Origin of the sequence: Paenibacillus sp. Y5S-9, from assembly GCF_036894235.1 — a bacterium.
GTDB lineage: Bacteria > Bacillota > Bacilli > Paenibacillales > Paenibacillaceae > Paenibacillus.
In genome coordinates this window covers 319,063-345,495 of sequence record NZ_CP145887.1, presented here as the reverse complement: position 1 = coordinate 345,495, position 26,433 = coordinate 319,063, and the positions used below count along the sequence as shown (strand labels likewise).

General features: G+C 46.7%; 26 protein-coding genes, 17 tRNA genes and 1 rRNA gene. 8 read left to right on the top strand and 36 right to left on the bottom strand.

The genetic code is table 11. From position 1 onward, the window contains the following. Positions 1 to 2: 2 nt before the first annotated feature. Entirely contained in the window at positions 3 to 737 is a 735-nt protein-coding gene (locus tag V6669_RS01610) for a class I SAM-dependent methyltransferase (protein WP_133387561.1), read from the bottom strand. Positions 738 to 901: 164 nt separating this feature from the next. On the opposite strand from V6669_RS01610, the gene V6669_RS01605 reads away from it, so the two are divergent. Next, positions 902 to 1,246 carry a hypothetical protein gene (locus V6669_RS01605; protein WP_091039268.1) on the top strand — a complete coding sequence of 115 codons (345 nt, stop codon included), beginning with the start codon at positions 902 to 904 and terminating at the stop codon, positions 1,244 to 1,246. Between the two features lie 246 nt (positions 1,247 to 1,492). Here V6669_RS01605 and V6669_RS01600 read toward each other — a convergent pair whose 3' ends face one another. The 4 genes from V6669_RS01600 to V6669_RS01585 form a co-directional block, all read right to left on the bottom strand. After that, the gene (locus V6669_RS01600) at positions 1,493 to 1,720 is read right to left on the bottom strand and encodes a cold-shock protein (RefSeq protein ID WP_017691121.1); all 228 of its coding nucleotides are present in this window, start codon (positions 1,718 to 1,720) and stop codon (positions 1,493 to 1,495) included. A gap of 187 nt (positions 1,721 to 1,907) precedes the next feature. Next, positions 1,908 to 2,108, bottom strand: a complete 201-nt coding sequence (locus tag V6669_RS01595) for a cold-shock protein (protein ID WP_024633772.1) — start codon at positions 2,106 to 2,108, stop codon at positions 1,908 to 1,910. A 395-nt stretch (positions 2,109 to 2,503) separates the two neighbouring features. Beyond that, entirely contained in the window at positions 2,504 to 2,740 is a 237-nt protein-coding gene (locus V6669_RS01590; RefSeq protein WP_036607962.1) for a hypothetical protein, read from the bottom strand. Positions 2,741 to 2,890: 150 nt separating this feature from the next. Further along, positions 2,891 to 3,679: a CPBP family intramembrane glutamic endopeptidase gene (locus V6669_RS01585; protein WP_338590113.1), complete on the bottom strand. Its 789-nt coding sequence runs from the start codon at positions 3,677 to 3,679 to the stop codon at positions 2,891 to 2,893. A gap of 306 nt (positions 3,680 to 3,985) precedes the next feature. Here V6669_RS01585 and V6669_RS01580 point away from each other — a divergent pair, with 306 nt between their 5' ends. Continuing rightward, a complete protein-coding gene (locus tag V6669_RS01580) occupies positions 3,986 to 4,657 on the top strand; it encodes a phosphatase PAP2 family protein (RefSeq protein WP_338590111.1) in 672 nt (223 codons plus the stop codon). Between the two features lie 134 nt (positions 4,658 to 4,791). On the opposite strand, the gene V6669_RS01575 is transcribed toward V6669_RS01580, so the two are convergent. Beyond that, on the bottom strand, positions 4,792 to 5,571 hold the full coding sequence (locus V6669_RS01575) for an AraC family transcriptional regulator (protein ID WP_338590109.1): 780 nt from the start codon (positions 5,569 to 5,571) through the stop codon (positions 4,792 to 4,794). A gap of 112 nt (positions 5,572 to 5,683) precedes the next feature. Here V6669_RS01575 and pyk point away from each other — a divergent pair, with 112 nt between their 5' ends. Beyond that, positions 5,684 to 7,099, top strand: coding sequence for a pyruvate kinase (pyk, locus tag V6669_RS01570; RefSeq protein ID WP_338590107.1), 1,416 nt, complete (start codon positions 5,684 to 5,686; stop codon positions 7,097 to 7,099). Positions 7,100 to 7,243: 144 nt separating this feature from the next. Here pyk and V6669_RS01565 read toward each other — a convergent pair whose 3' ends face one another. Both V6669_RS01565 and V6669_RS01560 read right to left on the bottom strand, forming a co-directional pair. Then, on the bottom strand, positions 7,244 to 8,773 hold the full coding sequence (locus V6669_RS01565; RefSeq protein WP_338590105.1) for a PAS domain-containing protein: 1,530 nt from the start codon (positions 8,771 to 8,773) through the stop codon (positions 7,244 to 7,246). 177 nt (positions 8,774 to 8,950) lie between these two features. Continuing rightward, entirely contained in the window at positions 8,951 to 9,400 is a 450-nt protein-coding gene (locus tag V6669_RS01560) for an SRPBCC family protein (protein ID WP_017691129.1), read from the bottom strand. Between the two features lie 257 nt (positions 9,401 to 9,657). Between V6669_RS01560 and V6669_RS01555 the strand changes: the two genes are divergently transcribed. After that, complete coding sequence (locus V6669_RS01555) at positions 9,658 to 10,395, top strand: WecB/TagA/CpsF family glycosyltransferase (RefSeq protein WP_249913854.1); 738 nt, start codon at positions 9,658 to 9,660, stop codon at positions 10,393 to 10,395. A 28-nt stretch (positions 10,396 to 10,423) separates the two neighbouring features. Further along, on the top strand, positions 10,424 to 11,263 hold the full coding sequence (locus tag V6669_RS01550) for a helix-turn-helix domain-containing protein (RefSeq protein ID WP_338590098.1): 840 nt from the start codon (positions 10,424 to 10,426) through the stop codon (positions 11,261 to 11,263). A gap of 17 nt (positions 11,264 to 11,280) precedes the next feature. Here the strand turns inward: V6669_RS01550 and V6669_RS01545 are convergent, their stop codons facing one another. Next, positions 11,281 to 11,814, bottom strand: a complete 534-nt coding sequence (locus V6669_RS01545; protein ID WP_338590097.1) for an MOSC domain-containing protein — start codon at positions 11,812 to 11,814, stop codon at positions 11,281 to 11,283. Positions 11,815 to 12,079: 265 nt separating this feature from the next. Between V6669_RS01545 and V6669_RS01540 the strand changes: the two genes are divergently transcribed. The 3 genes from V6669_RS01540 to V6669_RS01530 all read left to right on the top strand — a co-directional run bounded on the left by V6669_RS01540 (position 12,080) and on the right by V6669_RS01530 (position 13,973). After that, entirely contained in the window at positions 12,080 to 12,436 is a 357-nt protein-coding gene (locus V6669_RS01540; RefSeq protein WP_036608019.1) for a DUF1304 domain-containing protein, read from the top strand. Positions 12,437 to 12,551: 115 nt separating this feature from the next. Beyond that, on the top strand, positions 12,552 to 13,352 hold the full coding sequence (locus tag V6669_RS01535; RefSeq protein WP_338590092.1) for a DUF4261 domain-containing protein: 801 nt from the start codon (positions 12,552 to 12,554) through the stop codon (positions 13,350 to 13,352). Positions 13,353 to 13,613: 261 nt separating this feature from the next. Continuing rightward, positions 13,614 to 13,973 (top strand): hypothetical protein, encoded by a 360-nt coding sequence (locus V6669_RS01530; protein ID WP_338590089.1) that lies wholly within the window; start codon positions 13,614 to 13,616, stop codon positions 13,971 to 13,973. Positions 13,974 to 14,119: 146 nt separating this feature from the next. Here the strand turns inward: V6669_RS01530 and V6669_RS01525 are convergent, their stop codons facing one another. The 27 genes from V6669_RS01525 to rrf form a co-directional block, all read right to left on the bottom strand. Beyond that, positions 14,120 to 14,626, bottom strand: a complete 507-nt coding sequence (locus V6669_RS01525; protein ID WP_338590087.1) for a GNAT family N-acetyltransferase — start codon at positions 14,624 to 14,626, stop codon at positions 14,120 to 14,122. Continuing rightward, entirely contained in the window at positions 14,623 to 15,150 is a 528-nt protein-coding gene (locus V6669_RS01520) for a hypothetical protein (protein ID WP_338590085.1), read from the bottom strand. Before V6669_RS01520 ends, V6669_RS01525 begins: the two co-directional genes overlap by 4 nt. Positions 15,151 to 15,483: 333 nt before the next feature. After that, a complete protein-coding gene (locus V6669_RS01515; protein WP_338590083.1) occupies positions 15,484 to 16,491 on the bottom strand; it encodes a LacI family DNA-binding transcriptional regulator in 1,008 nt (335 codons plus the stop codon). 120 nt (positions 16,492 to 16,611) lie between these two features. Further along, complete coding sequence (gene iolB, locus V6669_RS01510) at positions 16,612 to 17,418, bottom strand: 5-deoxy-glucuronate isomerase (RefSeq protein ID WP_338590081.1); 807 nt, start codon at positions 17,416 to 17,418, stop codon at positions 16,612 to 16,614. Between the two features lie 111 nt (positions 17,419 to 17,529). Then, the gene (iolG, locus tag V6669_RS01505) at positions 17,530 to 18,582 is read right to left on the bottom strand and encodes an inositol 2-dehydrogenase (RefSeq protein WP_338590079.1); all 1,053 of its coding nucleotides are present in this window, start codon (positions 18,580 to 18,582) and stop codon (positions 17,530 to 17,532) included. 68 nt (positions 18,583 to 18,650) lie between these two features. Next, the gene (locus V6669_RS01500; protein WP_338590077.1) at positions 18,651 to 20,126 is read right to left on the bottom strand and encodes a CoA-acylating methylmalonate-semialdehyde dehydrogenase; all 1,476 of its coding nucleotides are present in this window, start codon (positions 20,124 to 20,126) and stop codon (positions 18,651 to 18,653) included. A 99-nt stretch (positions 20,127 to 20,225) separates the two neighbouring features. Continuing rightward, complete coding sequence (gene iolC / locus V6669_RS01495; protein WP_249913850.1) at positions 20,226 to 21,236, bottom strand: 5-dehydro-2-deoxygluconokinase; 1,011 nt, start codon at positions 21,234 to 21,236, stop codon at positions 20,226 to 20,228. Positions 21,237 to 21,435: 199 nt separating this feature from the next. Further along, complete coding sequence (iolE, locus tag V6669_RS01490) at positions 21,436 to 22,338, bottom strand: myo-inosose-2 dehydratase (RefSeq protein ID WP_338590074.1); 903 nt, start codon at positions 22,336 to 22,338, stop codon at positions 21,436 to 21,438. A gap of 53 nt (positions 22,339 to 22,391) precedes the next feature. Next, positions 22,392 to 24,257, bottom strand: coding sequence for a 3D-(3,5/4)-trihydroxycyclohexane-1,2-dione acylhydrolase (decyclizing) (iolD, locus tag V6669_RS01485; protein WP_338590072.1), 1,866 nt, complete (start codon positions 24,255 to 24,257; stop codon positions 22,392 to 22,394). A 402-nt stretch (positions 24,258 to 24,659) separates the two neighbouring features. Then, positions 24,660 to 24,730 (bottom strand) — tRNA-Gly (locus V6669_RS01480). A gap of 10 nt (positions 24,731 to 24,740) precedes the next feature. Continuing rightward, positions 24,741 to 24,814, bottom strand: a tRNA-Pro gene (locus tag V6669_RS01475). A 7-nt stretch (positions 24,815 to 24,821) separates the two neighbouring features. Then, positions 24,822 to 24,900 (bottom strand) — tRNA-Leu (locus tag V6669_RS01470). Positions 24,901 to 24,917: 17 nt separating this feature from the next. Beyond that, positions 24,918 to 24,994, bottom strand: a tRNA-Arg gene (locus tag V6669_RS01465). 7 nt (positions 24,995 to 25,001) lie between these two features. Then, positions 25,002 to 25,076, bottom strand: a tRNA-Gly gene (locus V6669_RS01460). 10 nt (positions 25,077 to 25,086) lie between these two features. Beyond that, positions 25,087 to 25,167 (bottom strand) — tRNA-Leu (locus V6669_RS01455). Positions 25,168 to 25,173: 6 nt separating this feature from the next. Then, positions 25,174 to 25,249 (bottom strand) — tRNA-Lys (locus V6669_RS01450). Positions 25,250 to 25,259: 10 nt separating this feature from the next. After that, positions 25,260 to 25,345: transfer RNA gene (locus tag V6669_RS01445), tRNA-Tyr, on the bottom strand. A gap of 9 nt (positions 25,346 to 25,354) precedes the next feature. Beyond that, a tRNA-Thr gene (locus tag V6669_RS01440) sits at positions 25,355 to 25,430 on the bottom strand. Positions 25,431 to 25,449: 19 nt separating this feature from the next. Next, positions 25,450 to 25,525 (bottom strand) — tRNA-Phe (locus tag V6669_RS01435). 16 nt (positions 25,526 to 25,541) lie between these two features. Next, positions 25,542 to 25,619, bottom strand: a tRNA-Asp gene (locus V6669_RS01430). 26 nt (positions 25,620 to 25,645) lie between these two features. Further along, positions 25,646 to 25,719: transfer RNA gene (locus V6669_RS01425), tRNA-Met, on the bottom strand. A 16-nt stretch (positions 25,720 to 25,735) separates the two neighbouring features. Continuing rightward, positions 25,736 to 25,811: transfer RNA gene (locus tag V6669_RS01420), tRNA-Val, on the bottom strand. Positions 25,812 to 25,933: 122 nt separating this feature from the next. After that, a tRNA-Glu gene (locus V6669_RS01415) sits at positions 25,934 to 26,005 on the bottom strand. A gap of 4 nt (positions 26,006 to 26,009) precedes the next feature. Further along, positions 26,010 to 26,085: transfer RNA gene (locus V6669_RS01410), tRNA-Asn, on the bottom strand. A gap of 1 nt (position 26,086) precedes the next feature. Beyond that, positions 26,087 to 26,162 (bottom strand) — tRNA-Ala (locus V6669_RS01405). Between the two features lie 34 nt (positions 26,163 to 26,196). Further along, positions 26,197 to 26,270: transfer RNA gene (locus V6669_RS01400), tRNA-Ile, on the bottom strand. 38 nt (positions 26,271 to 26,308) lie between these two features. Continuing rightward, a 5S ribosomal RNA gene (gene rrf, locus V6669_RS01395) occupies positions 26,309 to 26,425 on the bottom strand. Between the last annotated feature and the right edge of the window lie 8 nt (positions 26,426 to 26,433).

The window sequence follows — 26,433 nt, the reverse complement described above, 5'->3', positions numbered from 1 at the left end:
TCCTATTTTTCCTTTTTGACCTCCAACGGTGCCCTTGCTTCAAAAACAGCATACCCCAACTTTTTGCCGTATTTCGCGAGCAACCTATCATTGGTTTGACTCATTCGCTGCATACGTTCATCCTCAAACCAATTCATATCGATCTCACGATGTGGATCATGATCAACGCCCCATTTTCCCATGGATCGCGAATGTTCCTTGACCTCTACCTTGGTGAAACCACACTGCTTGAGGCGTTTTCTCCATGCTGTGGCCGTTACCAGAGTTCGTATACCGTAAAATTGCTTTAACCGGCGACACATCAATTCGGTCTTTTGGCCTGATAGAACCATCTCCCGATCCACCAAAAGTCCAGCGGGCTTCAACACTCTTCTATACTCAGTTAGTGCACTCCGCCATGGAGTAAAGATCGTAACCGACTCCACGAATACCATATCAAAATGATTTTCCGGGAAAGGCAACGATGCTACATCAGCCTGAACAAATCGAACATCCACCCGTTCTCGTCTTGCTCGCCGAACGGCCTTATCCAGCATCTGGCGATTAAGATCAATGGCCGTTACTTGATAACCCCTTTTAGCCAGGTAACACGCAGTCCTCCCAGTCCCGCATCCTATCTCAAGGATATGACTATCCACAGGCAGAGATAAACTCTCCAGCAACTTCAGCGTTGCCAAAAATCCTCCGGGATGGGCACTCCCCTCCCCTAACCGAGCCAGCATGTCATGATAATCCACGCGACATCCCCTCCTCACTCCTCCCAGTGTATGGAATAAACTCAAAAACGGCTCCTCCCTATTCGATTTCCCGGGTACTCGTCCATACCAATTGGTCTTCTTTTTACTATGATATACAAACCGTTGAATTCAAGCGGCAACCGCATCTAATGAGGAGGATTTGCATGTACAGAATTAATCGAGTATGTGAAGAAACGGTTTCTCCGCACGTTGGACGTTCCGTTTGTCTCGTTATGAAAGACGGTAAGCATATGTATGGTACGCTTAGTCAATGTCGTGATGGCAAAGTTTATTTGAACGGATGTTTCGAGGGACCACGTCTATGTTCAGTCAAGTCCAAACAACAGCTGGTAAAAAGCAGCAAGAAAAACGCTGTTGCATCAAAAAAAGTTAAATCTTCAGCCTACGGTCGATATGGATACGGTCGCGGTTATGGCTATGGAGCAGGAGCAGGGATCGAACTGGCTCTGGTAGCAACTCTGTTTTTGCTGCCATTCCTGTTCATTTAAAACTCAAATCTGCTAGCGGTAAGATTGTAGTCATAACAAAGACCCTTTTTGCTATAAGCAAAAAGGGTCTTTGTTTTTTTCATGTGATTCTCGTCATTTACATTATATTTTCTGTTAAAAAATGATACAAAAAAAGGCATTCGCTAAAACGAATGCCGGGAACTTCATATTTAATACCCTTACCTTCGCACAGGGTGTCAATTTGATCTTAAAAAAAAACACCTCGTTAGAGGCGGGTAAGCTATGTTAAATCCGATTTCCTTTAGGCATCGTTTTCAGATTACTATTCGAATTCTCAAGCAATGGTAGCATCCTAGTCGTGCTGACCATCTCAGAAGCACATATCGGACAAGTAGGTACGTTATCAAACGCAAAATTGTCCCGCATCCATCCTTTGCACGTATCACTCGTACATTCCCAGATTGCCGCATCAGCTTGTGGAATCTCTTCCAACGGTTTTTTGCGATTATACATGACTTCTACCCCCTTTGTTATGGAAAAACATCTAACCGACGTTATTTCACAGAAGCCTACACTTAGCGGAAGTTTCACGTCCCACCAGACCCTGCCTCGACAACTAATGGGTCGACTTTTATATAACTGATCAAAAAAAAGAAGCTGCCTTTACCATTATAACATGTTAAAGGCAGCTATGCTTTAATTACAGTTTTACAACTTCTTCTGCTTGAGGACCACGGTTTCCTTGTACAATTTTAAATTGCACGCGTTGACCTTCGTCCAGCGTTTTGAAGCCTTCGCCTGTAATAGCGCTGAAGTGTACGAATACATCTTCTCCGCCTTCAACTTCGATGAAACCGAAGCCTTTATCAGCGTTGAACCATTTTACTGTTCCGTTTTGCATGTGAATTACACCTCCAAATAAAGATTAACATGTTCCTTTGTTCTTTGCAGCAAGCAAATAAAAATTCACACATTGAAAAAGGTACCAGTCATAAACCTATAAGTGATCGCCCTTTACAATATATGAATTAGGTTTTCCACTCTCTACAACTTGTTTTTATTATAACTCCATTTCAGCCAAAAAGCAAATCTTTGTATTTTCTTTTCAAACAGCTTTGGAAATACATGTTATTAACACGCGTGGGGCCAGGGTTCATAACGCTTATGTGCCTGGTCGCTTGTGTACGGTCTTATGAAAGGATATGCAGATCTAATCCATCTTATACATTTTTTATATAATATTCTGACATGCATATCCAACACAACCAATGAATCATCTTACTCCAGTATAACACACTATGTCCATGCCCACATAAATGCATCCCGATCCCAGGCGATCTGCCCACGATGAAGCTTTCGGAAAGCTTTCTTCACTTCTTTGGACAATGATGTATTGCCGTTCTCGTTCACAAAAACAAACTCTTCGCCAAAATGGGTCTTCACATATTCTATGGCAGCTTCCTGATGAAGTGTTCCTGTGAATTTAATCTCCTGTACCATCCATTCTGCTACACCTTGTGCTGTCTTCTCCACTATATCACCTACTGTCTAAACCTAATGTACGGATAGGCAGACCTCGTATCATGAACATATCTGTCTTCCCGCCAGACTGAAGTATACCATGATCCAACTGCTGACGGGAAACTGTATGATAACTACTTTTAAGCAATACCCGCAATACCCTTAATCAACAACCGTATTTGCTTGCTTACTCCCTTTGGGAGGAATGGACAAATTTGTTCGATTGCTCCACACTAACCATGCACAGTAAGAAATCAGTACTACCAGTATGAACAGATCGTAAGGAAGTGTACCTGTGTCCTCCAGATCATTCGCTAGAAATTGAATCAGATTATGTATGAAATGAAAAAATATAAGCGGTACGATGTTGCCGTTCTTCAGCATCAATAGCGCCAGTACAGCTCCCAGGAGCAGCGCATAGATCAATTGCATGATCGTATCCGTCATATCCTGACCAGACAATGCGTTCAGCAGATGTGTAATCGAAAACAATATGCTGGAGGTCACAACTGCGGCCACTGCACTTTTTTGAAGCAATGTTTTGAAAATAAGTCCACGATAGATCGTTTCCTCTACAAAAGCTACGAGCAAGGTAAAAAAGATGAAAAAAGCTACTCTAGACAAGCTCAGCTCCCCAAATCCTTTCAGGGAAAGTGTACCCAGTACAAGGAGTAGTGGAATATAATACTTTGCGTGGCCAGCCGGGATACTTCGCAAAGATCGGAAGCCAGTCTCTCCCCACTTGCGCCTTAACGTCAGATAGATCATCAGAACAATTGCGATGGGTGTAAAGGAAATGAGTACAGGGGAAGTGTAGTCCAGTTGTTTTATCGTCGCAATGGCTCCTGCAGCAAATACGGCTAACAAGAGAAGTAGCTCAATAATCACAACGGTGAGCACAGGTTTGCGCTCGGAAAAGGAATGTTTTGGCTTGGATTGCGGATTAATCATACATTTCCCTACCTCGTTTCATTTACTTTTTTTCGTTGTCATATGAATTTATATGCCAATATAGTTGTATCACATCATCCGTATATTGAATATCCCTATTATGGATAAAACTATAAAAGTAACAAAAAAGAGACTTATCCTGACTTCTTTTCCCCTAAAATCAGGTATGGCTTATACCTTGATCTGTCCATTATAGTATTACAAGAGTTCAATGCTGCAGGGGTGTGGCGACTCTCCAACGTCATATATCTATGAAGTACCCATTAACGATAGTTTTACAATGCATAATGAAATCAGGGGGATACTATGAAAGCATTCTTTCAGCGCTGGGGGCATTTACTGGCTATTCTGTGCATACCGCTCCAAGGCTCCATTTACGTATTTCTAGGCAGTAACACCGGAAGTGATGTCTTCTACAATTATGCTTGGATTGATACACAGATTCCTTTTCTCAAAGAATTTATTTATCCGTACATTAGCTGGATGCCCATTCTGTATCTTGGATTTCTCTATTTGGGTCTGACGAACAAGTCGCTATTCTGGCGTACGTTGATTACCTATAATGTTGGTGTCATGGCTGCCAATGTCTGTTTTGCGGTGTTCCCTACCCATGTCCCACGTCCGGAGGTCGGCGGAACTGATCTGAGCAGCGTGTTAGTGCAGTTTATCTATACAAATGATGCGCCCTTCAACTGTTTCCCAAGTGTTCATGTTCTGACCAGCTATTTGCTGTTTATTGTGATTAACAGACACTTGAACTTTAGGCCTTTGGCACGGATTTCTTGGTCGGTATGGCTATGGTTGATTATTGCATCAACGGTGTTTGTAAAACAGCATTCCTTGCTGGACATCGCTGGAGGCATTTTGTTTGCTGAGGCGGCGTATTGGACTGTACATGTCTTTGCTCTTCGTCTTGGGCAGGCACGAAAAAAAAGCAAGCAGCCACTTACAGCTTCTAATCCAAGCAGTCATGTATAACGACATTTATATATGTAACAGGTGGGATGATGATCCTGCTATACAGCAAAAGAGGGCATAGGCCCTCTTTTTTTGTACTCATTTAATTAAACCTACTTATATAGAAGAACTTTATTTGGGTTGGACTACGCGTTTCATACTATAGGTGGCCGTTCATGAAGAAGGTCAGACGGTGGACTTCCGGTTATACGTTTGAATATGCGGTAAAAATAAGACAGATCCCGATAGCCGAGAAATTCGGCAATTTCCTGGATGGAGAGTTGCGACTCAGTGAGCAGATATATGGCTCGTTTCATCCGTTGATCATGGACATATTGACTGATGGTCTGATTTGTCATGCTTTTGAATAATGCAGCAGCATAATTGGGCGTTTTATTGATCTCGTCCCCGAGTTCTTCCTTCGTCACTTTCTCCCGATAATGCCGCTCAATATACCGCTTCATCCGTTCAACATGATTATGCCTCTCCGGCGGGATGACTCCACGATCAAGCTCCCTGTTCATATAAATCAACACTTCCATCAATAAGGCTTGGCTCATCATGACATAATAAGACGGACGCTCCTGCCATTGTTGATAAATAGCGCTCATGCGTTGATGGATCAGTTCGTAACATCCAGGTTTATGCCGCAAAGCCTCATACCGTTCCAATGCTGGCAAAGTTTCCGTATGGTCGCGTTGCAGTTGAATTACAATCTGTGTGTGCGTTACTGTAGGAATACTTTTGCCGTAATATGGGACACCACCTGGAATGAGGAGCAATTCACCCTTTTCCATGATCTGTTTATCACCGTTCACCCAATATACACATTTTCCATAAGTAACCAAGCTAAGCCGCCAAGTTTCTTGAGATTGTACAGCTTCTTCGTACCAACCGACACCATTAATATGTCGTACTTCAAGTGGAGTGACCATAACACACCTCATTATCGGACTATACTCTAATCATTGTACTATAGTTCATACCCTGATTCGACAGAAAACGCTACAATACACATATAAGCTTAAATATGAGGAGGAAATTAGCATGTTAAAAACAAAAATTATTTGTACCATGGGACCTGCTTGTGACTCAATCGAATTGTTAAAAGTAATGATTCAGGAAGGTATGACCGTTGCCCGTCTGAACATGGCTCATGGCGAACTGGAAGATCACGTGACACGGATTAACAATATCCGTAAAGCAGCTTCCGAACTGAACACCTATGTACCGATCATGATGGACATCAAAGGGCCGGAAGTACGTATCGGTAAACTGAAAGAAGCATCCTGCCATCTGCAAGCCGGTAAAGAGCTGATCCTGACTACCGAAGAAATTCTTGGTGACGCTGAGCGTATCTCGGTAAACTATCCAGAACTGAACCTCGTTGTGAAACCTGGCGATCGTATCCTCATCGATGATGGCCTTGTGGATCTGACTGTACTGTCTGTGGAAGGATCCGATATCCATTGTAAAATCATCAGTGGCGGCATTCTGAAACCACGCAAAGGGGTTAACTTGCCAGGAATCAAAACGACATTGCCAGGTGTAACCGAGCGTGACGTTATGCACATCGGATTTGGGATCGAAAACGATATCGAAATTATCGCAGCATCCTTTGTTCGTAAAGGCGATGACATCCGTGAAATCCGCAGCATTTTGAAAGAACGCGGTGTAGACCACGTACAGATCATCTCCAAAATTGAAAACCAGGAAGGTATGACTAACCTGGACGATATTATTGAAGCATCTGACGGTATCATGGTAGCTCGTGGAGATCTCGGGGTTGAAGTACCCATCGAAGACGTGCCGATGATGCAAAAAGAAATGATCGATAAATGTAACCGCGCTGGTAAACCGGTTATCGTAGCTACACACATGCTGGAGTCCATGCAAGTGAACCCACGCCCTACTCGTTCCGAAGTTAGTGACGTGGCAAACGCTGTACTTCAAGGTGCTGACGTTGTGATGTTGTCCGGTGAATCAGCTGCTGGTAAATATCCGGTACAATCCGTGCGTACGATGGCTGCTGTTGCTCGCCGTGCTGAAACAATGATCGATTACAAAGAGCAATTCGCACAAAAATCGGCTCAACAAATCGCTGATATTACTGAAGTTATCAGTCAGGGCGCTGTAAGTTCTTCCCTCGTACTGAATGCAAAAGCAATCATCACTTCGACTGAGAGTGGATTCACAGCACGTATGATCTCCAAATATCGTCCAAAAGCGCCAATCATCGCAGTTACACAACATGAAGAAGTATTGGCGAAAATCTGCCTGCTCTCCGGTGTTATTCCGGTTATGGGCGACAAAGTAACGACAACGGATGAAATGTTCGAATCTGCTACGCGTAACGCAATCAAAACAGGTTACATTGAAGAAGGTGACATCATTGTATTGTCCGCTGGTGTTCCAATCGGTCAATCCGGTAATACAAACCTGATCAAAGTTCAACAAGTTTAATTCAATAGCTGAAACTGAAGCTATACATCTTAATTATATATAGAAATACAAAAATACACCGAGAGCAGAAATGCATCCCGGTGTATTTTTTTTGTTAGATGATGTGTGGCAATGATGGTGATGTTACAACAATCGGCTTCGAAATTATAGATTCCGCGAGTAATCAACCAGATCCTGTGACATGGTGTTGATCTCATCCATTGAAGCATTCACCTGCTGTGTCAGGGCAGCCTGATTTTGCGTTAACGTGGACATATTACCGATATGTTCAAGAATCTGATCAATCAGTGTTTTCATCTTCTGCATGCTATCTTCGATATTTACTGTGGCCTCCGAACTGTGATCAGCCAGTTTCCGCACTTCACCTGCAACGACGCCAAATCCCAGTCCCAGCTCCCCCGCTCGTGCAGCTTCAATTGCTGCATTCAACCCCAGCAGATTGGTCTGACTGGCAATCTCTCGAATAAACACCGTGATATTCTTCGTATCATCTGCACTGCTTTTCACTTGAATAGCTGCATCGGCAGATAACTCTTGAGCAGTAACCAGATCCTGTGCCTGATCGGTGATCGAGTTGATTCCACGTACCATCTCGCCAATGGACTCCGACAATTGTTTTGTTTTCAGATTCATGGCTTCCACGATCTGTTCCTTATTCTTCTCATGGGTGACATCCCGAATGGTTCCAGCTACACGGAGCGGTACTCCATCCTGATCCCTAATGGTCTCCCCACCCGCGTGATACCAACGGTACTCCCCATCTTTGCGCTGCAAACGATAATCCAGATCGTACGGTGTACGACCACTGTAATCGTTCATATGTCTGGCAAATTCGTTGATCGTCCGATCATGGTCTTCCGGATGAAGTCGGCTGCTCCAGCTGCTGAACACATTCGGGAAATCCTGCTCGTCTTTAAACCCTAATTCTCTACGGAACTGGGGTGACCACCAAAATTCATTGTTCGGATTAACTACATCTCCAGCCACAACGGTCATATCCCACGGTGCCTCCACCAAGGCGCGGTTAACCAGATCATATCGGGTAACGAGTGCTTCCAGCTCATCAGACTTGCTCTTCTCCTCATGAATATCAAACATGATGCCCAGAAGTTTGACCGGAACGCCAGCCTGATTTCGGATGACTTGTCCAAGGCATCGGAACCAGCGGATTTCTCCACTTTTTGTAATCATACGGCTGATGACGTTATAGGCAGTTGTTGCTCTTGTGTCATTCACATGTTTCATAATCTCCTGCACCAGTTGGGGTCTGTCATCCGGATATATCGATTTGGCCCAGCTTGCAAATGAATCGGGATAATCCTTGGCATTATGGAACCCTAACATTTGGCGGAATTCATTCGAAAATGTGACGATATTATTGTTATCCAGTGGATCACCAGCAACAATTTCAGATTCCCATAATCCCACATTCATTGCCTGATTCAGCATTCTAAGGCGCATTTCCACGGCTTCGTTTTGTGCTTTCATCATATGTACTGCTTTTTTGATATTACTAGCTATTTCATCGGTATCCTGAAACTCAATGCCATCTTCGATCCATGCGTCATAGTTGCCCTTTTCTGTATTTGCTACCAGTTTACGACTATACTCCAGTAAATTCTGATGCGCATCTGTACGAAGGTGTTTGGTCGATTCAGTACGTTTACGAAACATGCTCATTTCTCCTCTTAGCTCATATGATATATATTTCGACATTATCAGACATTAAATGTAGAGCAATGGTTTTAATTTTGCATAAAAACAAGAACCAGCGCTGAATCAGCACTGGTTCTTATATTAAATGCCTTTATTTTTTATGAAAATAAATCTTAAATGACTGCCTCTTACCAGCTACCAGCCAAAATTCAGTGTTTTCCCCGTCTCCACCCAAGTTTTGATGCTGCTTAGAATCATCCACCAACTACTCTGTGCATTCGCAATGGAAGGATGGTTATCTGTAAATTGATCATTAATCAGTGTCAGCTTCGTACACTCCCCCACAGTCTCCAACTGGAAGACCACTCTGGATTGAAGCTCGGCATGATTGGCATGGTATGACGGTCCGGGATGCTCCTGGTAACTAAGTCTGGACAACGGTTCAAATTCCAATATATCTCCATACACATGGACAGTCTCTGCACCATCATTGCCCGGCCCTACATAAGCAAACGGCTGACCTGGTTGGAAATTGGTACGAAGTTCGCTGCCGAAAAAGCTGTTCCGTGTGCCGTCTGGTGATATTAAAGCATTCCACACCTCTTCCAGTCCTGCGTTGATATAGAATTCATATTTCAGTTCCATGGACTCACTCCCTTTATGTATTGGATAAGCGATCTGCCAACCTCGCACTCCTATCCTATCGTTATACCCCAAAGGCCGTATTGTAAAAACGCGACATCAGGTAAAATATAAGCTCTTTATATTTTCGGGAATGTTATACCATGATCCAAACGGGTTGCGCCCATATAGTGCTTTCCTAGAAGATCAGATATACTAAACTGGAATGAAATAACAGGACTGTTCAAGGTGATAGGACGAAATTTGAAAGGAATTGAGATATGAGCCAATCAACGAATATTATGGGCATCCCTTTTCCCAATGTAACGATGAATCAAACTGTTGCAATCCTTGGTGAAGTCGTAGGTCAGGAAAGCAATGAACTATTCCATGTCATCACAGGTAACCCCGAGATTGTTATGTCCTGTCAAAAGAATGCCTCTCTTCGCAAAGTCGTCGATCAAGCCGGGTTGGTCACGGCTGACGGTGCCGGCATTGTGATGGTATCCCGTTTTCGGGGCGGACAATTAACTGAACGGGTAACGGGTTGTGATCTGCTGTTTCGTTTATTAGAGGAAGGCGATCAAAAACACTGGTCATTCTACATGCTGGGAGCAGAGGAAAGCGTAAGTGAACAGGCCGTGAAAGTTATTGCGCAACGTTATCCGGGAGTTGTTGTAAAAGGCAGACACCATGGTTATTTCCAGGTAGATGAGGAACAACAGATTGTGGAAGAGATTTGTACTGCTCAACCAGACTTTCTTATCGTGGCTCTTGGCGCACCCCATGCGGAACACTGGATTAACAAGTATCGCCACCAGTTGAACGCTCGTGTAGCCATAGGTGTTGGAGGCAGTCTCGATATCGTGGCAGGCAAAACCAAACGTGCCCCTGCGATATGGCAGAAGCTTAATCTGGAATGGCTCTATCGCCTCTTCAGTCAACCTTCGAGATGGCGCAGGCAACTCATTTTACCCCGTTTTGCTGTGCGGGCATTGTTGTTCAGAGAACCTAAATAATGTGAGATGAGCAGGAGGGATGACTCGAATGAAACAGGTAGAACAAGGAGACAGACCAAGTATGGGCCTGCTGGATCTTAATAAAGGTGATCATAAATATCAACTGACACGCCATGCTCCATCCGAAGCACTTCGCCCTTTTGTTAAACATTACTGGATCGTATCGTGGGATCTGACTGGACTTGAACCGTATCCCCAACATGTCGTGCCTAACCCCTGTGTCAATCTGGTCGTGGAACGAAACAATACGTTTTTCTTCGGACCATCGGGACGTAAATTCTCCTATCTTGTGAGCGGGAAAGGTCGTGTATTTGGCGTGAAGTTCAAACCAGGAGGTTTTTATCCCTTCCTGCGGGTTCCTGTCTCTTCATTGTACGGACAGCCGATGAATGTATCCAATATTCTTGACGTCACAGCGGACTCCCTGGAAGACCGACTTCTTGGGGCGGGGGATGATGCGGATAAAACCAGTTACATCGACCAGCTATTATGTGCACACCTTCCTGCTGAAGATGCTCAAGCGAGAATGGTTAACGATATTGTGCAGCAGATTGAACAGAACCGGGAGATGCTAAGAGTAGATGATCTATCTTCCTATTGGAATATGCATACCCGAAAGCTTCAGCGCCTGTTTAATCAGTATGTGGGCATCGGACCCAAAACGGTAATTAAGTTGTTTCGTCTGCAAAATGCTGCAGAAATGATGGACCGCGGTCTTCAATGTGACCTGATTAAGCTATCTCAGGACCTTGGATATCATGATCAATCCCATTTCATCCGAGATTTCAAGTCTATTATTGGCAGTACACCAGAGGAGTACTTACACTCTAGACATCCGAATGGTGAGCGCCGAGGGCTGATCAATTAAGAAACCTGTCCTGAAAATCAGGACAGGCGAATGACTTCTATGGTATCCCCCGTATGAATGACACCTTCCCGTTCGACCGAGCACACAATCCCACGTTTTTTGCGAGCGGCAGGCACGAATTTTTTGCGCAAACCATCCTGTTCGTAGAATTGTTCAATCATTTTCCCCGGATGTACACAGGGAAGGTTCTCCCCTTCACATATTAACCCTGTCCCGTTCGGAAATAGAAGCCGTGTTCCGGCAGGCAGTTCCGTCAATCGATCAATGCCACGGACCAGTATATTGGCACCAAGCCACTCTGGACGCACTTCAGGAATGTTCATTTTCTCAGCAATAAGAGCACATTCTTCCTCAGACACAATACTGATCTGGCGGCGATTCGCAATCGGTGTACCGCGCTTGTAGATTTTCTGACGCGAGTCCGCTGGACGTAGCAGACCATAATGACGGTCACCCGGAATTCCTGCGAGCTCAATGTCGACAAAAGGTACAACTCGGGTCACAAATGTGGATGGATCATCAGCCAACAAGACGAATTGAACTGTTCCCATAGTAATCTCCTCCCTTTCCTGAGCATTATCACTTCTCTATTGTTCATTATTACCCAATGAATGGATTGTCGACAATCGGCGTATGCTTACCTTTGTACGATTTTTTTATTTCAACATTATAACTCACTTGGAAAACGATAAATATTTTATATAACACACAATTAAATTGTTACAAATTAATTTCACTCTTTCCGTTCTCGTTGCAAACATTTATACTAGAATGGACAAGTAAATAAATTACATATCAGAAAGCAAGGTGTTTCCTTTGATTAGTATCATTTTTGTAGCTCTTGTAGCTGTCGAACACTTCTATATCATGGTGATGGAGATGTTTATGTGGACTCGTCCACGCACAATGAAAACCTTTAATCTCACGCCGGAATTCGCCAAATCCACCAAATCCCTTGCGGCCAATCAAGGCCTTTACAATGGATTTCTTGCGGCAGGTCTGATCTGGGGACTCGTATATCCGGATGCTGCCGTTGGACAGCATATTCAGATTTTCTTCCTGGCGTGTGTGATTATCGCGGCTCTTTATGGGGGAGCAACTTCCTCACGGTCGATCATTATCAAACAAGGATTGCCTGCGATTATTGCATTGTTGCTAGTTCTGTTCCTGTAATTTCTGTCGAATGGTGCATTGCTTCGATTCATGTTAACTCCTTTATGGTAAGGTAGTGAATAGATAGCAGTGTACAATGACCAGAATCGTTCTGGAATTGGAAGGAGAACATGTCATGGGATTGTTTGACAAGCTTCGGCGGCGCAAAAAGGAGAAGGTACCTGCAGGTGGTGCTGTCGAATCGACGAATTACAGTGAAACCATCGTGGGTTTTGTCCTGCTGGAGCGTGACGATTGTGATTTTGACCTCTTCATCAGGAACATGAAGAACGAATGGGATATCGAGATTGAAGAACGCCCGGAGGAGGGCAATCTCTTTTTCGAAGTGAATGGGATGCAGGTGGTATGTGCTCACATTGCTGCGCCTGTGCCTGACCGTGAAGTTGAGGAGAATGCCAAACTCAACATCCTTTGGCGAGAAGCGGAGCAAGTTACCTCACGGCACCAGTCTCAGATTATTGTCTCTGTTCTGAACGCAACAAATGCTATTGAGGGACATGTTCTGTTCACTCAAACAGCGAGTGCCTTATTACAGTTGGATCACGCGCTGGCAATATACATGGCCCCGCTTGTCGTTGAAGCCAGTCAGTATGTCGAAATCAGCCGTGGGATCAAACATGATGAGTTGCCCGTCTCGCTCTGGATTTTTATCGGATTATACCAAAATGCCGAAGGCGCTTCAGCTTATACTTACGGACTACGTAACTTTGGTAAAGAAGAGATGGAGATTATGCAATCGTCGGAGTCCTTAAGCGATGTATTTGAGATGATGTTCATGACCACAACGTATGTGGTTGAGAACGACGTCACACTGCATGACGGGGAAACACTTGGTTTCTCGGCAGAGCAAAAGCTGAGCATTTCCCTTTCCAAAGGTGTAGCAACGGAAGGTAACAGTTTGAAGATTGGCTTCTAACTTACGTAGTTATCTTAACTTTATCGTGTCACAGTTGTAGAAGCCGTCTGGAGTTCATACTCTGGGCGGCTTTTAGCTATTTAACCTTCCTTCCAATGAAGATATGATAACAATCCCTGAATTTAACTTCCTTAGGAATAAGTAGTCCATAAGAACCACTAAATTGTGAATTCAGTTTTCATTCTCGCTATAAAAAGGTATAATTAATAGGCTTATAGTCTCATATATTACATATTATCTTATTATCGAGGAGTTGCCTACATGTCTGTTAGACGTTTGGATTCAACTAAACCTATTATTGAAATTATCTGGGAAGGTATTGTTTCTCCTGAACATGTCGAACAAGCAAATACAGAAATTCAGAGAATAGCTGAACAATTGGGAAGTTCGTTTGATGTGCTAGTAGATATGCGGAACATGAAGGCTTTCCCTCAGGACACCAAAGAAAAAATTGTGGAACACCAGAAACTACTGACACAGTGGGGTATGAAGCGAGCCAGTGTAGCCGTAGGTGGTGCGATCGCCAAAATGCAATTGAATCGGATCTCCAAAGAGTCGGCGCACCAGACTGAATTCCAATGGGAAACGTATGACGAGGCTTTGGCATTTTTGTTGAAATAATATTGAAGTGATACGGACTCAGTATAAGAGAGCTACTGATGCTGTACCTTGCACAAAGAAAAAGGCGTTCCCGTGAGGAAGCGCCTTTTTCTTTTGCAGTTCTACGTGGCTTACTTAGTTTTGCCAGTGATACGACCGCTCATCATTTAAGATTCAAGTTTACTTACACGCACCATCGTTACAGATGTACCATTTAGGCACTCCTCCACAAATCCTAACCGCTTATATAAGCGAATCGCTTGGTTATCCGGGTCAACACTGAGCGAGACTGCTTCAATTCCCCGCCGTTCGACCTCATCTAATGCGGTCTGAAGCAGTAAGGTACCTACTCCTTTTCCACGTGCATCTTCCGTTACAGCCATCCCCATCTCTGGCGTAGCTGCATTCACATAACCGTATCCCGCATTCTGATCCGTATAGAATCTTAATGTTATTGAACCTAATCTCTTACCTTGCTGGTCAACTGCAACATACCCGAAGTCCCCTTCTCTTCCCCAGCCTTCAACATATTTGGACAGCTCAGGAGTATGTACACTTTCGATTGGAAAAGGTTCATCACCTTCTCTCCTATGCAGGGATGCGTATAACATTTCCCACAGAAAGGGGATATCGTCTTCCTCGATCGCACGTATATAATAGTTGGTCTTGGTCATGTTTGCTCCTCCTTCAACTTTTCAAAAAGGCGGTCCATCTCACTCAGATTAAACTCATTGGTAATTTCGTAGTCCTCAAGTTGGTCTCTCGTTTTCGCACCGCTGTAGATGGAGATAGATTGTTCATTATAAAACGTGATTCCGAAATCTTCAGTAAAGCGACCCTCTTTATTTATGGTAAGTTGCCACTCATAGTAATGCGGATTCCTTTCAGAAACGTCGAATTCCCGTACTCTTTTAAGATCAACATCCTTTAATAGCTTCAGCATGTCTCTAATCTCTTTGGAGTCTTTAATCGTCACTTCATCATCTTCATTATACGGTTCATGATTTGAAACCTTTTTAATCGTCAGTCGATCCAATTTATCCAGCATCGTCATATGATCTGTGACCTCAGCCCGAAACGTGGTATGTTTGCTGGGGATATACATAGTATATTGACCAGAGGTATACATACGCACTGCAATAGCTAAAAAAACAATAATCATAGCGATACCCATAATCATCTTGACTCGTTTAATCATCCCAATCCCCCTTCTATATCTACATAAAACATATAAATTGGTAATTATTGATACATTCCAGTATAACATCTCATTCCTTCTGTTCCAATGTCATTTCTCATCTCTGGTGTCCCTCAATGAAGATGACGTTATGAGCTACACTAAAAATTAAAGATCTAAATGAACAAGCCGCGTTCTCCCATAGGGTGAACGCGGCTTGTTTGTTAACTTTGTTATATTGTTTTATTACCTATTCAGAACAAGGTAAGACGATAACCCTTATCCCGAGCAATGAATATGACACACGTGGGCTTGGACTCACAACTGGTCAGGTTACTTCCGAAACCTTATTTTTTAGAGCAATATATGGCCTGCAGATTCTCGGATAACCAGCTCGGGCTTCAGGACAATCTTCTGCGGTTCTTTACGCTCATCCTTTAACTCTTCAATCAACAGATCTACAGCGCGATGTCCCAGTTCTTCAATTGGTTGGGCCACGGTTGTAAGTGGTGGACTGGTTACCGAAGCCAGAATGGTATTATCAAACCCGATAATCGACACATCCTCTGGCACGCGTAGCCCCAGCTCTTTGGCTGCCTGAAGAGCACCAATGGCCTGAATGTCATTACAACAGAACAAACCTGTCGGGTGATCGTTCTCACCGAGCAGCAGTAGCGCCTCTTTTTTGGCCGAGCTCAGGTCTGCTGCCGATTCTCGGATCTGAGTCGGTTCCAGCGTATGACCTGCCTTAATCAGTGTTTCACGGAATCCACGTACACGTTCCTGACTGCTGCTGACTTTGGACGGTTCCGACAATACCGCTACACGGGTGTGCCCAAGTTCAAGCAGATGCCCCGCTGCGAGTGCTCCGCCGAGTATGTCGTCAATGGTGACCGTATGTACCGACAGCGATGGCATATGACGGGCAATCAGAGCAACAGGTATTGACTGTTGCAAGAGGGGTGACAAAATTTCGGCATTATCGATCCCGGTTCCGATCATCATGCCATCGACCCTTTTTTGCTGAAGCAGATTCAGGTAACGCTCTACCCGCTCGTCCTTATTATCCGTACTGCAGATGACCACGCTGTAGCCCAATTGACGGCTTCGATCCTCGACCGCTCTCGCCAGTTCTGCAAAATACGGGTTTGAGATGTCCGGTACGAGCAGCCCCAATGTATACGTCTGCTTGCCTGTAAGTGCAGCTGCGATCGCGCTGGGCTGATAGTGAAGGCGTTCCATGATCTCCATAATCTCGGCGCGCCGCTTCTCACTGATCTTACCTTTTCCATTAATGACCTGCGAGACGGTTGCAATGGATACACCCGCCTCGCGTGCTATATCGTATATGGTTGCTTTCATTGTTTTTTCCCCATTTGTGCTATATATAATATACATAGATAATTGTTCTCTTCTCATTATGCAGGGGGAAGTCTGCATACGCAACTTGAATTGAGCACATTGTGCGTAGCATGAATTGTTTTACTTTTTCATCAACCACTCATGGTCAGGGTCGTTATGGAATTTCCAGGTCCGAGTAGGGCCGGCCATCACGTTCAAATAATAGACCTCATACCCCGGAGGAGCACCTACCGGATGATATCCGTCCGGAACAAGCACCACTTCACCGTTTTTCACTGCAAGCGTCTCATCCACAGAGCGATCATCCGTGTATATGCGCTGAATGGCAAATCCCTGCTCAGGCTGCACACGGAAATAATACGTTTCTTCCAGCAAAGATTCATCCGGAAGTGCGTCCCGATCATGCTTATGTGGCGGGTAACTGGACCAATGCCCATCTGGTGTGAATACCTCAACAACGAGCAGACTGTCCGCTTCCTTTTGTTCCGGTAAAATGTTGTGAATCTGGCGTTCCAGATTACCATATCCTCGCGTCTCTACCCCTACATCTTCGGGTGCAATGAGACGAGCCGGGTACGTGCCTTTACCGGGTGCAACACATATAGCGATTTCCAGTTCGGTACGTGCTGTGATCTGTACTTGATCGGAAGTTGAGACGTAGACCGAATACGGCGGAATTTTCTCGAAAACACTCATTCTTTTTCCGATATTATCCCATGTGTGCTCCCGGGTACTTACATTGGCGAAACCACTGAGAAGCACCACACAGAGTTCCTGATCACCGCTCTCACGGGTTAACGTCTCCCCTTCTGCCAACTTCGCTACCTGAAATCCAACATATTCCCACCCGGCCGACTCCGGTGTTACGTTGATAAGTGTACCGTCCCCCTCCGGGTTGACCACGGGTTTCACAATACGTTCTGACATCTTGCCATCCACTCCTTTCTGTAGTCGTCCACAACAACCTGATACTTATAAAAAACAAAAACCTGGACCATTCATGCGCTCTATTAGAAAAAAGTGACTTTAATCATCCACCTAAGGCGTTGCCGTTTGCGATTCCAGTGACACCCCAGGGACTTCACTCAGCTTCACAGGTCTTCCCCGCTCCATGGACAGTTTTGCTGCCAGTGCAATTCGTTCTGCCTGTACTGCATCGTGGCCATCTACGATAACTGGTGTATCATGAATGATCGCATCGATAAACAAAGCCGTCTCCTGCACATACGCTTCATTGTAGCGTTCCAGGAAAAAGTGCAATGGTTTGTCGCGCATGAGCCCAGTCGCTGTACTGATCTCAGCCGTATTTGGATGATCATTCGCCGCTGCGGCGCTGCCCATCGAACCAAATACTTCAACACGCTGATCGTATCCGTATACTGCCTGACGGCTGTTATCAATAACACCAATCGCACCGTTGACAAACGTCATCGTTACAATCGCTGTATCCACATCACCATGTTCTGCAAAGACCGGATTAATCAGCACGTTGCCCTGGGCGTATACTTCTTCCACTTCACTCCCGGACAGATAACGGGCCATGTCAAAATCGTGGATCATCATGTCCATGAAGATCCCGCCAGACACCCGAATATACTCCGCAGGCGGTGGACTCGGGTCGCGAGACGTAATTTTGATAATATGCGGATCACCAATCGTACCATCTTGCACATGTGCACGTATCCGTCTGAAGTTGTGATCGAATCGACGGTTAAAACCAATTTGCAGCTTCACACCAGCCTTCTGAACTGCTGCTACCGCCGCTTGGGTCTGTGCCAGATCCATGCTGACCGGCTTCTCGCAGAAGATATGTTTGCCCGCCTGAGCGGCCTGTTCGATCAGCGGCACATGTGTATCAGTTGAAGAACAGATCAGCACCGCGTCTACATTAGGCATCGAGATCAACTGGCTGCTATCCGTTGTTACCACAGGGATGCCACGGTCGGAGGCCCAAGCCTCCAATTCAGGACCTGCAAACAAGTCACTGATTCCCACAATCTCGGCATGCGGGTTGCGCAGGAGATTGTCTGCATGAATTTTGCCGATCCGTCCAGCACCAATGATGCCAATTCTCACTTTGTCCTTGCCCATTCCGTTATCCTCCCTATGTGCGTCCATATGGGCTAGGCGTTCCCTTAGCCCGAGTGATGCTCTGGTTGTTACCAGCGCGCCGTTACCATCTTCTTGCGAGTGTAGAATTCAACACCATCCGTGCCATTGGCATGCAGATCACCGTAGAAGGATTTCTTCCACCCGGAAAACGGGAAGAATGCCATTGGCGCAGGTACGCCCAGGTTAATACCCAACATGCCCGCATCAATCGTCTCGCGGAATTGACGCATACTCGCTCCGCTGCGGGTGAACAGACACGCCCCGTTGGCAAAATCAGAACGGTTTGCCAGCTCAACGGCTTCCTCCAGCGTAGACACTCTTGCCACCGAGAGTACTGGAGCAAAGATCTCATCCTGCCAGATTTTCATATTGCTATCAACTTGGTCAAATACCGTAGGCCCTACAAAATAACCGGATTCACCTGTCGCCTGATCCTTACGTCCATCCCTAATCAATGCCGCGCCTTCCTGCTCTCCGGATTCAATGTAACTGAGTGTACGCTCTTTATGTGGTCCACGGATGACAGGACCTAGGAACACGCCCTCATCCATGCCGTTACCAATGGTGATGCGGTCTGCCGCTTCCACCAGCTTTTGTACCAGTTCGTCAGCCACATCACCCACAGCCACAACAACCGCACATGCCATGCAACGCTCCCCTGCTGAACCAAAGGCTGCACTGGTAATCTCTTTCACGGTTAGATCGAGATCGGCGTCCGGCATAACGATGGAGTGGTTTTTGGCACCAGCCAGTGCCTGTACCCGTTTGCCATGCTTGGATGCAGTGGTATAAACGTATTCAGCCACAGGTTGTGATCCGACAAAGGAGATCGCTTGAATATCCTTATGTTCCAGCAACCCGTTCACGACATCATGCGCACCGTGAACGATGTTGAGCACGCCGTCCGGAAGCCCCGCTTCCTTGAACAGCTCAGCCAGGCGGCCTGCCAGTAGCGGTGTGCGCTCGGACGGCTTCAGAACAAAGGTGTTACCGCACGCAATAGCCAGTGGGAACATCCAGCACGGCACCATCATCGGGAAATTGAATGGGGTAATTCCCCCAATAACACCGATCGGGTAGCGGTACATGCCCGACTCCAGTCCTGTCGCGATGTCAGGCAGTTGTTTGCCCATCATCAGATTCGGGGCACCTGCCGCGAACTCGACGCATTCAATGCCACGCAATACCTCGCCGTACGCTTCGGCATAACTTTTACCGTTCTCCAGTGTCACCAGGCGAGCGAGCTCTTCCCAATGTTCCACCAGCAGCTGCTGGTAGCGGAACAGAATACGTGCACGGCGTGGAACCGGTGTGCTGCTCCATGACTTGAACGCTTCTCGTGCTGTCTGAACCGCCAGATCCACGTCCGCTTGTTCGGACAGTGGCACATGTGCAATAACTTCTTCTGTAGCCGGATTCACAACCGGCTCCGTACGAGTTGCCACTGGGGTTACCCAGGCACCTCCGATCCAGTTTTGTACCATTGTCGCTGTTGCAGACGCTTCAGAAATTCCTTTTCCCATAGCACTGTCTCCCTCCGCTTATGTGTGATCCCGTATGTTCAACTTATATCATTGATGTTGATCTGTATGAGTGTGTTATTCAAAATATTGCAACGAGCTTCAAGACACGGTGATCTCGCCCCGATTGCAACGTTCAATGTAGTCATTCACCTGTTCCACCGTTGGCATCGCATCCGAACAGCTGTGGCTTGAAATGACGATACTTGCTGCGCCACTGCCATACGCCATACTGCGCTCAATCGTCCAGCCCTGCATCAATCCATACAGGAACCCGGCTGCGTAGGAATCGCCTGCACCGAACGTTTTGACCACTTTTGCCGGGTAACTGTCCGCACGGTGAGAAAGCCCTTCACGTGTGTAAGCAATGGACCCTTCCTTGCCGTGTTTGATTACTACAATATTCGCTGAGAAATCAAACCATTTCTGTGCAGTTACCTGATCGCTATGATCCGGATTGTGGTCGAATGTCTCCATCATGTCGAACTCTTCACGTGTGCCCAGAATGATATCGCATTTCTCGGCTGCGAGGTTATAATAGACCGCCGTCTCTTCGTCCGATGTCCATGTGTATGGGCGATAGTCCAGATCAAACACAATAACTGTACCATGTTTTTTCGCATACGTAAGTGCCTGTAATACGGCTTCACGGGATGGGCTCTGCGCGAGGGCTGTGCCTGAGATTAGCAGCACTTTGGAGTCAGCAATCAACTGCTCTTGTACCTCTTGCGCCTGTAGTAACAGATCCGCTACGTTGTCTCGGTACATCAGGATACTGCAATCCGTTGGGCTTTTGATTTCGGTAAAAGCAAGCCCTGTCACCGCTCCGGTGTCATCTGTAACTACATTTGATGTGTCGATGCCGTTCTTCTCCAAATAACTCTGGATGAATCTGCCCATCTGGTCATTGGCGATCTTACCGATAAAAGCCGTCTCCATACCCAGTCTGGACATGCCAATCGTAATATTGGCCGGAGAGCCGCCAACATACTTCGTGAACGTCATCGTCTCTTCCATCGGGCGATTGATCTCATTGGCGTTCAAGTCGATGCACAAGCGACCAATCGCGGTGAAATCCTTCTTCCTGGATTCTGGAAAGGATACGTAAGTCATTGCATGTGAGCCCCTTTCTGTGGTGGGATTTTACATGTTGTATATGGATATCTAGACTAGTTACTCATTCCATTGTAAGGACTCGTAAACGTCTAGAGTAAGTCAGTTTTATTTTCCAATCGTAACGTTATACTCTTGCTGGCCTTCTTCCTTTTTCACTTCATGGGTGTGGCCTCTGACCGCTGCAATACTGAACGATTCAGCTGTGTTGGTATAACGATTCCATATAGTTCAACGATCGCTTGGCATACTCATAAGGGTTATGAATCGCAGGGTCCTGCTCTCCTTCTAGCATCGCCCAGCCATCGTACCCTCGTGTGATCAGTTCTTGCAGAATTGGTGCAAAATCAATGCATCCATCTCCTGGTACAGTGAACACGCCTCTACGAATACATCCGACAAAATCAGACTGCTCCGCGCGTGCTTCATCCAGCACATGAGGGCGAATGTCTTTCAGATGGATATAGGCGATCCGATCATAATGTTTGCGCAACAGTTCAAGTGGATTGGCTCCGCCATAATAGGCATGACCAGTATCATAGAGCAGATACACGAGAGAAGGGTCTGTCAGCTCCATCAGTCGATCAATCTCATCCGGTTGTTCTACCACTGTGCCTCCATGATGATGGTACGTAAGCTTCAACCCATGTTCACGGGCAATGGCTCCTGCTTCATTCAATCCTTCAGCGAGGATATGCCATTCAGATTCGCTGAGTCTAAGCACTTCTTTTTCATTCGTTGTCCGTCTTGGATCAAAATGAAGTGACCCGCCTACCTCCGCCGTACTGATCACCTTACTGCCCATGGATTGCAGAAATTCCGCATGTCTGCGATAACTGTCCAGCTCCGACTGACGATACGCCGGATCGGAGAAAAGTACCGATTTCCACTGGGAGACCAGATTGATATTCCTTTTACTCAATTCCTCACGCAATATAGCAGGATCAGTTGGATATTTACGTCCCATCTCTGTACCTGTCAGCCCAAGACGCTGAATATCATCCAGAATCTGTGCACACGTTGTCGCATCACCATGCTCCTTCACATCTTCACCGACCCAATTGATCGGATGAATCCCAAGCTGGAATGGCAGCTTGCTCATTGCCCCACGTCTCCTTTGTCGTTCAACATTGTGGTTCACTATATTAAACCGGATTAAATAAGTCTTGCTTTAGCGCGGTTGGCTTGCATGGTTTGATGGGCATGAACTACCTTTTCCTCGGCAGATACTTCTGGTACACCTACATTCCACCACGACTCGTATCCACCTGCGTTGGTCCCAGGCACGACCGGAATCTCAATCAGCGTACTCACTGTTTCGTTCTTCGCATCTCGGAGTGCTTGTTCCAGCTGTTCTGCTGTCTCCGCTCTATAGGATTTGGCTCCCATGCTTCGTGCGTGTGCAGCAAAGTCCATTGGCATGTAATCCCCGGTCAGTCGTCCACTCTCGGATTCCCGATAACGGAACTCATTGCCGAACCCGTCACTACCATGTTCCCGCTGCAAATTATGAATACACTGGAATCCATTGTTGTTGAATAATAGAACGGTCATCTTCTTCTGTTCCTGCAAACTGGTCACAAACTCCGAATGCAGCATCAGATAACTGCCATCCCCCACCATGGCGTACACTTCACGATCCGGCTCAGCAAGTGCTGCTCCGAACGCTCCGCTTACCTCGTACCCCATACAGGAGAATCCATACTCCATGTGATACGTCTTTGGTTCAGCCGCACGCCACAGACGATGCAGGTCTCCTGGCAGACTGCCTGCCGCACACACAATAACGGAGGAAGGATCAATCGTCCGATTAACTATGCCGACTGCCGTTGTCTGTGCCAGCCCTGCTTCATGTTGAGCTGCATACAGCCGATCCACTTCTGCATTCCACTCAGCGCGGAGATCAGCGATTTCGGATGCACCATATGCACTGCGGTATTGTCTTTGCTGCAATTCCTTCTGCAAAGCCTGCAATCCTTCGCGCGCATCTGCCAGGATGGCTTCTCCGCCTAACTTGGCGGCATCCATGCCGTTCAGGTTGATGTTGATGAATGAAGCTTCCGGATGCTGAAAAGCAGAGCGGGACGCCGTCGTGAAATCCGAGAACCGCGTACCGACGCCAATCACAACGTCTGCTTCTCTCGCCAGCCTATTGGCTGCCAGAGAGCCGGTAACCCCGATGGCCCCCACATTCAGTGGGTGGTCCCAAGAGACTGCGCTCTTGCCCGCCTGCGTCTCGGCGATCGGAATGCCAAATGCTTCGGCGAACTCCACGAGTTGAACGGACGCCTCAGAGTACAACACACCGCCGCCTGCAACGAGCATCGGCTTTCTGCCTCGGGCAATCTGCTCCGTTGCCCGCTCAATGGCTGCCTGTACCGGGGGGCGACGGTCCAGATAATGTACTTTGCGGGCAAAGAACGATTCTGGATAATCGTACGCCTCTGCCTGCACATCCTGCGGCAGTGCGAGCGTAACAGCTCCCGTCTCTGCCGGGTCGGTAAGCACACGCATGGCCTGTGTAGCAGCAATCATCAGCTGTTCGGGACGAACAATGCGATCCCAGTACTTGCTGACGGCTTTGAATGGGTCAGTGGCTGAGATTGTATAATCACTGCTCACTTCCAACTGTTGAAGTACCGGGTCCGGTTCCCGTGTAGCAAAGTTGTCTCCAGGAAGCAATAAAACCGGAATTCGGTTCACCGTTGCAGTAGCTGCCGCCGTAATCATATTCAAAGCACCAGGTCCAATGGATGTTGTACATGCATAGATCTGTCTGCGGTTCTTCTGCTTGGCATAAGCCGCTGCCGTATGCACCATACCTTGTTCGTTCTTGCCTTGCATATACGTCAGGCTTCCCGGACTGCGCTCCAACGCTTCTCCAATCCCTGTTACATTGCCATGTCCAAAAATACCGATGATGCCCTTCACAAACTTGGTTTCCACTCCGTCAACCGAGATATATTGCTGATCCAGGTATCGAAGCAGTGCCTGAGCCATCGTTAATCGAATTGTTTTCATGAGTTTGATCGCCGTCCTTTCCTTTACGGGTTAAGCGCTTAATCTACGTTAAGTTTAAGCGCCTTACCCCTGAAGGTTAAGCGCTTAATTGATATGGTATTACAGGTTAATGATTTACGCAAGCTATTTTTGTAAGCGTTTTTATGAAATGTGGTAAAGAAAAGATATTCTTGTGTTCGAACATGTGTTAGACCTTCTCTATTCGTACACTTCAACAATGACTAAGAACAGACTTAAAAAAGGGGGAAATATATCGTGAGGATGGGATACATGTTGGTACATTATATTCAGCCAAATAATCCGTGAATCCGTGATCTTTGTATACAATCTTGGCCAATATGCCTGTGAATGCAAAAAAAAGAAAGAGACGGTGAGTACCATCTCTTTCTTTTTCAATATGTAAGCGGGTGATGGGAATCGAACCCACGCTATTAGCTTGGAAGGCTAAAGTTCTACCATTGAACTACACCCGCATAACAACAATCGGGATGACACGATTTGAACATGCGACCCCCTGGTCCCAAACCAGGTGCTCTACCAAGCTGAGCTACATCCCGTTATCTATACCGGCGAGAGGACTCGAACCTCCACGGTTTCCCACTCGATTTTGAGTCGAGCGCGTCTGCCATTCCGCCACGCCGGCAAAATATGAAGTTATAATGGCGCGCCCTGAGAGATTCGAACTCCCGGCCTTTTGATTCGTAGTCAAACGCTCTATCCAGCTGAGCTAAGGGCGCAAAATATTGGAGCGGAAGACGGGAATCGAACCCGCGACCCTCGCCTTGGCAAGGCGATGCTCTACCGCTGAGCCACTTCCGCAAATAAAGAATGCGCGTGGAGGGACTTGAACCCCCACGTCAAAGACGCTAGATCCTAAGTCTAGTGCGTCTGCCAATTCCGCCACACGCGCATATAATGGTGAGTCATGAAGGGCTCGAACCTTCGACACCCTGATTAAAAGTCAGGTGCTCTACCAACTGAGCTAATGACTCATAGAAAAACTGGTGGAGGATGATGGATTCGAACCACCGAACCCGTACGGGAGCAGATTTACAGTCTGATGCGTTTGGCCGCTTCGCTAATCCTCCAGGATTACATGGTGCCGGCGAGAGGACTTGAACCCCCAACCTACTGATTACAAGTCAGTTGCTCTACCAGTTGAGCTACACCGGCGTATTAAAGGTGTTATATATGGTGGCTCGGGACGGAATCGAACCGCCGACACGAGGATTTTCAGTCCTCTGCTCTACCGACTGAGCTACCGAGCCTTACTAAATCAAAAAATGGCGGAACCGACGGGATTCGAACCCGCGATCTCCTGCGTGACAGGCAGGCATGTTAGGCCAACTACACCACGGTTCCAGATCACTTTCTCAAGGAAAGTATAATTGCGGGGGCAGGATTTGAACCTGCGGCCTTCGGGTTATGAGCCCGACGAGCTACCGGGCTGCTCCACCCCGCGTCGTTATAAAGTTATATGGTGGAGGCTGAGGGGATCGAACCCCCGACCCTCTGCTTGTAAGGCAGATGCTCTCCCAGCTGAGCTAAGCCTCCATAATATGACCCGTAGGGGATACTCTCACTTCGTTCGAGACTGCGAAGCTGTTGCTAACGAAGTACATCCTCCGACGAACCTTTGGGATTCTCATCCCTTGTTGAAGCAATAGGTATTGCTATGACCCGTAGGGGATTCGAACCCCTGTTACCTCCGTGAAAGGGAGGTGTCTTAACCCCTTGACCAACGGGCCTTACTGGCTCCCCGAACAGGGCTCGAACCTGTGACAACTCGATTAACAGTCGAGTGCTCTACCAACTGAGCTATCAGGGAATGGTGGAGCCAAGCGGGATCGAACCGCTGACCTCCTGCTTGCAAGGCAGGCGCTCTCCCAGCTGAGCTATGGCCCCATACTCTGGTGTATTTCTTGTTGTGGTCTTGCTATGGGCCCTGGTGGACTCGAACCACCGGCCTCACCCTTATCAGAGGTGCGCTCTAACCAACTGAGCTAAGGGCCCTTATCAATTTTCGAAAAAAAATACCCCAATGGGGTTTCGCTTGGCGGCGTCCTACTCTCCCAGGACCCTGCGGTCCAAGTACCATCGGCGCTAGAGGGCTTAACGGTCGTGTTCGGGATGGGTACGTGTGGAACCCCTCCGCCATCGCCACCAAACGCGTAGC

Coding starts and splice junctions, on each gene's coding strand:
- V6669_RS01565 (WP_338590105.1), bottom strand. CDS start 8,773: ATGTTTCGTAAACGTACTGAATCGACCAAACACCTTCGTACAGATGCG.
- V6669_RS01595 (WP_024633772.1), bottom strand. CDS start 2,108: ATGCAAAACGGAACAGTAAAATGGTTCAACGCTGATAAAGGCTTCGGT.
- iolE (WP_338590074.1), bottom strand. CDS start 22,338: ATGAGCAAGCTGCCATTCCAGCTTGGGATTCATCCGATCAATTGGGTC.
- iolC (WP_249913850.1), bottom strand. CDS start 21,236: ATGACTTACGTATCCTTTCCAGAATCCAGGAAGAAGGATTTCACCGCG.
- V6669_RS01530 (WP_338590089.1), top strand. CDS start 13,614: ATGTCTGTTAGACGTTTGGATTCAACTAAACCTATTATTGAAATTATC.
- iolG (WP_338590079.1), bottom strand. CDS start 18,582: ATGGGCAAGGACAAAGTGAGAATTGGCATCATTGGTGCTGGACGGATC.
- V6669_RS01575 (WP_338590109.1), bottom strand. CDS start 5,571: ATGGTCACTCCACTTGAAGTACGACATATTAATGGTGTCGGTTGGTAC.
- pyk (WP_338590107.1), top strand. CDS start 5,684: ATGTTAAAAACAAAAATTATTTGTACCATGGGACCTGCTTGTGACTCA.
- iolB (WP_338590081.1), bottom strand. CDS start 17,418: ATGTCAGAACGTATTGTGAAACCCGTGGTCAACCCGGAGGGGGACGGT.
- V6669_RS01585 (WP_338590113.1), bottom strand. CDS start 3,679: ATGATTAATCCGCAATCCAAGCCAAAACATTCCTTTTCCGAGCGCAAA.
- V6669_RS01550 (WP_338590098.1), top strand. CDS start 10,424: ATGAAACAGGTAGAACAAGGAGACAGACCAAGTATGGGCCTGCTGGAT.
- V6669_RS01555 (WP_249913854.1), top strand. CDS start 9,658: ATGAGCCAATCAACGAATATTATGGGCATCCCTTTTCCCAATGTAACG.
- V6669_RS01500 (WP_338590077.1), bottom strand. CDS start 20,126: ATGGGAAAAGGAATTTCTGAAGCGTCTGCAACAGCGACAATGGTACAA.
- V6669_RS01560 (WP_017691129.1), bottom strand. CDS start 9,400: ATGGAACTGAAATATGAATTCTATATCAACGCAGGACTGGAAGAGGTG.
- V6669_RS01600 (WP_017691121.1), bottom strand. CDS start 1,720: ATGTATAATCGCAAAAAACCGTTGGAAGAGATTCCACAAGCTGATGCG.
- V6669_RS01520 (WP_338590085.1), bottom strand. CDS start 15,150: ATGATTAAACGAGTCAAGATGATTATGGGTATCGCTATGATTATTGTT.
- V6669_RS01580 (WP_338590111.1), top strand. CDS start 3,986: ATGAAAGCATTCTTTCAGCGCTGGGGGCATTTACTGGCTATTCTGTGC.
- V6669_RS01605 (WP_091039268.1), top strand. CDS start 902: ATGTACAGAATTAATCGAGTATGTGAAGAAACGGTTTCTCCGCACGTT.
- V6669_RS01515 (WP_338590083.1), bottom strand. CDS start 16,491: ATGAAAGCAACCATATACGATATAGCACGCGAGGCGGGTGTATCCATT.
- V6669_RS01525 (WP_338590087.1), bottom strand. CDS start 14,626: ATGACCAAGACCAACTATTATATACGTGCGATCGAGGAAGACGATATC.
- V6669_RS01545 (WP_338590097.1), bottom strand. CDS start 11,814: ATGGGAACAGTTCAATTCGTCTTGTTGGCTGATGATCCATCCACATTT.
- iolD (WP_338590072.1), bottom strand. CDS start 24,257: ATGAAAACAATTCGATTAACGATGGCTCAGGCACTGCTTCGATACCTG.
- V6669_RS01535 (WP_338590092.1), top strand. CDS start 12,552: ATGGGATTGTTTGACAAGCTTCGGCGGCGCAAAAAGGAGAAGGTACCT.